The organism is uncultured Aquincola sp., from assembly GCF_964001545.1.
Lineage (GTDB): Bacteria > Pseudomonadota > Gammaproteobacteria > Burkholderiales > Burkholderiaceae_C > Aquincola.
Genome location: NZ_CAXFDV010000396.1, coordinates 1 through 4,747, shown reverse-complemented (window position 1 = coordinate 4,747; position 4,747 = coordinate 1). Strand labels below are relative to the sequence as shown.

Here is a 4,747-nt window from a genome sequence, read left to right as displayed (position 1 = left end):
GTTGGCGTTCTGCCATTCGTCGATGCAGGCGGTGTTGAAGCCCAGCTGCGCCGCGCGGATGGCCGCGATGTAGCCGCCAGGGCCGCCGCCGATCACGACGACGTCGAAAGTCTTGTTTGCCATGGTCGGGTCAGATCTCGAACAGCAGGCGCGCGGGATCTTCCAGCGCTTCCTTCATGGTCACCAGGCCCAGCACGGCTTCGCGGCCGTCGATGATGCGGTGGTCGTAGCTCATCGCCAGGTAGTTCATCGGGCGCACCACGATCTGGCCGTTTTCCACCACGGCACGGTCCTTGGTGGCGTGCACGCCCAGGATCGCGCTTTGCGGCGGGTTGATGATGGGCGTGGACAGCATGGAGCCGAAGGTGCCGCCGTTGCTGATCGAGAAGGTGCCGCCGGTCAGATCGTCGAGCGACAGCTTGCCGTCACGCGCCTTCTGGCCGAACTCGGCGATCTTCTTTTCGATGTCGGCAAAGCTCATCTGGTCGGCATTGCGCAGGATGGGCACCACCAGCCCACGCGGCGAGCCCACCGCGATGCCGATGTCGAAGTAGCCGTGGTAGACGATGTCGGTGCCGTCGACCGAAGCGTTGATCACCGGGTACTTCTTGAGCGCCGCGACCGCCGCCTTCACGAAGAAGCTCATGAAGCCCAGCTTGACGCCGTGCTCCTTCTCGAACTTCTCCTGGAACTTCTTGCGCATCTCCATCACCGGGGCCATGTTGACCTCGTTGAAGGTGGTCAGGATGGCGTTGGTGGCCTGCGATTGCAGCAGGCGCTCGGCCACGCGGGCGCGCAGGCGGCTCATCGGCACGCGCTGCTCCGGGCGGTCGCCCAGGTTCTGCACGACGGCCGGTGCGGGCACCGGCGGCAGCGGCTTGGCGGCCGGGGCCGCGGCAGGTGCGGGGGCGGCCTTGGCGGCCGGCGCGGCAGCGCCAGCGGCCACGGCACCCAGCACGTCGCCCTTGGTCACGCGGCCGTCCTTGCCGGTGCCGGCCACGCTGCCCACCGACAGGTTGTTGTCGGCCAGCAGCTTGGCGGCGGCGGGCATGGCCACGTCGCTCTTGCTGCCACCGGCCGCGGGTGCGGCGGCGGCTGCCGGAGCGGGTGCGGCGGCCGGGGCGGCAGCCGGTGCCGGGGCGGCGGCGGGCGCCGCAGCGCCGGCCACGCCTTCGGTGTCGATCTTGGCGATGACTTCGTCGCTGGCGACGGTGGCACCGTCGGTCTTGATGAACTCGGCCAGCACGCCGGCGGCGGGCGCCGGCACTTCCAGCACGACCTTGTCGGTCTCGATCTCGATCAGGATCTCGTCTTCAGCAACGGCTTCGCCGGGCTTCTTCTTCCAGGTCAGCAGGGTGGCTTCCGCGACCGACTCGCTCAGTTGCGGAACCTTGACTTCAATGATGGCCATGATGTGTTTGTTGTCGGATCAGTCGGGGGTCACTTGCTCAGCACGAAGCCCTTGAGCTTGCCAAAAGCCTGGTCGAGCAGCGCCTTCTGCTGCTCCTGGTGCAGGTGGGCATAGCCCACGGCAGGCGAAGCGGAAGCCGGGCGGCCGGCGTAACCCAGCTTCTGGCCTTCCACCATGTTTTCGTGGATGTAGTGCTGCACGAAGAACCAGGCGCCCTGGTTCTGCGGCTCGTCCTGGCACCACACCACTTCGGTGGCGTTGGGGTACTTCTTCAGCTCGGCCGCGAAGGCCTTGTGCGGGAAGGGATAGAGCTGCTCGACGCGCACGACGACGGTGTTGCTGGCCTTGGTCTCTTCGCGGCGCTTGATCAGCTCGTAGGCCACCTTGCCGGAGCAGGCGATCACGCGCTTGACCTTGCTGGCTTCTACGTCGGCGACGTCCATGCCGATGACGGTGCGGAACTCGCCCTTGGTGAAGTCGGACAGCGGCGAGGTGGCGTCCTTGTTCCGCAGCAGCGACTTCGGGGTCATGATGACCAGCGGCTTGCGGAACATGCGCACCATCTGCCGGCGCAGCAGGTGGAAGATCTGGCTGGCCGAGGTCGGCTGGCAGACTTGCATGTTGTTGTCTGCGGCCAGCTGCATGAAGCGCTCCAGGCGGGCCGAGCTGTGCTCGGGGCCCTGGCCTTCATAGCCGTGCGGCAGCATCATCACCAGGCCGTTGACGCGGCCCCACTTCACTTCGCCCGAGGCGATGAACTGGTCGATGACCACCTGCGCGCCGTTGACGAAGTCGCCGAACTGCGCTTCCCAGATCACCAAGGTGTTGGGCTCGGCGCTGGCGTAGCCGTACTCGAAGCCCAGCACCGCCTCTTCCGACAGGATGGAGTCGATGACGGTGTACGGGGCTTGGTTCTCGGCCACGTGCTGCAGCGGGATGTAGGTGCCCTCGTCGAACTTCTCGCGGTTCTGGTCGTGCAGCACCGCGTGTCGGTGCACGAAGGTGCCGCGGCCGCAGTCTTCACCCGACAGCCGCACCGGGTAGCCCGAAGCCACAAGCGACGCATAGGCCAGCGTCTCGCCCATGCCCCAGTCGACGTTGATCTCGCCACGGCCCATGGCGGCGCGGTCGGCGATGACCTTTTCCACCAGCGGGTGCAGCTTGAACTTCTCGGGGATGGTGGTCACGCGCTCGGCCAGCCGCTTGATCTCGGCCAGCGGCAGCGCGGTGTCGGCGGCGTCGGTCCACTTGCGGTTGAGGAACGGCGCCCAGTCGACGGCGTACTTGCTCTTGAAGTTGGTCAGCACCGGATCGACCGTGTGCTTGCCGGCGTCCATCGCGGCGCGGTAGGCCTTGACCATCGCGTCGGGGCCGTCGGCGGGCAGCACGTTCTGCGCCACCAGCTTGTCCGCGTACAGCTTGCGGGTGCCCGGGTGCTTGCCGATCTTCTTGTACATCAGCGGCTGCGTCAGGCTGGGCGTGTCCTGCTCGTTGTGGCCCAGCTTGCGGAAGCAGACGATGTCGACCACCACGTCCTTGTTGAACTCCTGGCGGTAGTCCAGCGCCAGCTGGGTGGCCCACACCACGGCTTCGGGGTCGTCGCCGTTCACGTGCAGCACCGGCGCCTCGATCATCTTGACCACGTCGGTGCAGTACAGCGTCGAGCGGGTGTCGCGCGGGTCGCTGGTGGTGAAGCCGATCTGGTTGTTGATGACGATGTGCAGCGTGCCACCGGTGTAGTAGCCGCGGGTCTGCGCCAGCGCCAGCGTTTCCATCACCACGCCCTGACCGGCGAAGGCGGCGTCGCCGTGCACCAGCACCGGCAGCACCTGGTCGCCTTCCTTGTCGCCACGGCGGTCCAGGCGGGCCTTGACCGAGCCTTCGACCACCGGGTTGACGATTTCCAGGTGCGAGGGGTTGAACGACAGCGACAGGTGCACCGGGCCACCGGCCGTCGACACGTCGCTCGAGAAGCCCTGGTGGTACTTGACGTCACCGGCGGGCAGGTTCTCGGGGGCGGTGTGCTCGAACTCGGCGAACAGGTCCTTGGGCATCTTGCCCAGGGTGTTGACCAGCACGTTCAGGCGGCCGCGGTGGGCCATGCCGATGACGATTTCCTGCACGCCCTTCTGGCCGCCACGCTGGACGATCTCGTCCATCGAGGCGATGAAACTCTCGCCGCCTTCCAGCGAGAAGCGCTTCTGGCCGACGAACTTGGTGTGCAGGTAGCGCTCCAGGCCTTCGGCCGCGGTCAGGCGGTCGAGGATGTGCTGCTTCTGCTCAGCGCTGAACGTGGGCTTGCTGCGGGCGCTTTCGAGCTTTTCCTGCCACCAGCGCTTTTCAGCCGGCTCGGTGCAGTGCATGTACTCGGCGCCGATGGAGCCGCAGTAGGTGTCGCGCAGGGCCTGCACGATCTGCCGCAGCGTCATCTGCTCGGCAGAGGTGAAGTAGGTGTTCGTGGCGCTGAACACGATGTCCATGTCGGACTCGGTCAGGTCGTAGAACGCCGGCTCCAGTTCGGGGATCTTGGGGCGCTCGGTGCGCTTGAGGGGGTCGAGGTCGGCCCAGCGCGAACCGAGGAAGCGGTAGGCCGCGATCAGCGACTGCACGTGCACCTGCTTGCGGGCGACGGCGAGGTCGGTGCTGCTGGCCTTGACGGCGAAGGCGCCGGACTTGGCGCGCTGCGCGAAGGATTCGATCACCGGGGCATGGGCGACGTCGCGGCTCTCGGAGCCATCGACCGCGGGCACATGCTGCAGCGCGTCGAAGTACGCACGCCAGTTTTCGGGCACGGAGCCCGGGTTGTCGAGGTAGGCCTCGTAAAGCTCTTCGACATACGGCGCGTTGCCGCCGAACAGGTACGAATTCGACCTGTACTGTTCCATCATCTCGCTCACCTCTGCGCCCTTCTTGGGCACCGTTGGCTGGTTGGAAAACCTTCCGCGACACGGCTTGACCGGTTGGCGGATTGCGACCCGCCTTGGCTGTAGGCCAGCAAAGGGGACGGGAAGGACCTGAAAAACAAGAGCGCGACTGTAGCACTCCCCCTCCGAACCCGGGGTGGGCACACGGTCGCATTCCACGCCCGGCGTGGTGCGAACCATGAAACCGGGGATTGCGCAGGGGGCGTCGGCCTACTCGGCGCCCAGCACCTGCAGGCCGTCGATCACGCCGGCCAGCAAGGCCGAGGTGTGCTGCAGCGCGGCTTCCAGGCCGTCGGCATCGGCCTCGCCGGCGCAGATGGCTTCGAGCCGACGGGCGGCGTCGTGCAGCGGCATGGCGCCCAGGGTGCCCGAGACGCTGGCCAGGTCGTGCGCCAGGCGGCGCGCCAGCGCC

4 protein-coding genes are annotated in these 4,747 nt (G+C 67.0%); all 4 read right to left on the bottom strand.

Annotated features, from left to right (window positions below; all coding sequences use genetic code 11):
* Positions 1 to 123: FAD-dependent oxidoreductase (locus tag ABNT58_RS13680; RefSeq protein ID WP_348754021.1), on the bottom strand; the 123-nt coding region annotated here is incomplete at its 3' end.
* Positions 124 to 130: 7 nt separating this feature from the next.
* Positions 131 to 1,411, bottom strand: a complete 1,281-nt coding sequence (gene odhB, locus ABNT58_RS13675; protein WP_348754019.1) for a 2-oxoglutarate dehydrogenase complex dihydrolipoyllysine-residue succinyltransferase — start codon at positions 1,409 to 1,411, stop codon at positions 131 to 133.
* A 29-nt stretch (positions 1,412 to 1,440) separates the two neighbouring features.
* Positions 1,441 to 4,299, bottom strand: a complete 2,859-nt coding sequence (locus ABNT58_RS13670) for a 2-oxoglutarate dehydrogenase E1 component (protein WP_348754020.1) — start codon at positions 4,297 to 4,299, stop codon at positions 1,441 to 1,443.
* A gap of 246 nt (positions 4,300 to 4,545) precedes the next feature.
* The coding region (locus ABNT58_RS13665) for an Hpt domain-containing protein (protein WP_348754018.1) at positions 4,546 to 4,747 on the bottom strand (202 nt) is incomplete at its 5' end.

What these genes read in the sequence shown, in the direction of transcription:
- odhB (WP_348754019.1), bottom strand. Translation starts at nt 1,411, where the DNA reads ATGGCCATCATTGAAGTCAAGGTTCCGCAACTGAGCGAGTCGGTCGCG.
- ABNT58_RS13670 (WP_348754020.1), bottom strand. Translation starts at nt 4,299, where the DNA reads ATGATGGAACAGTACAGGTCGAATTCGTACCTGTTCGGCGGCAACGCG.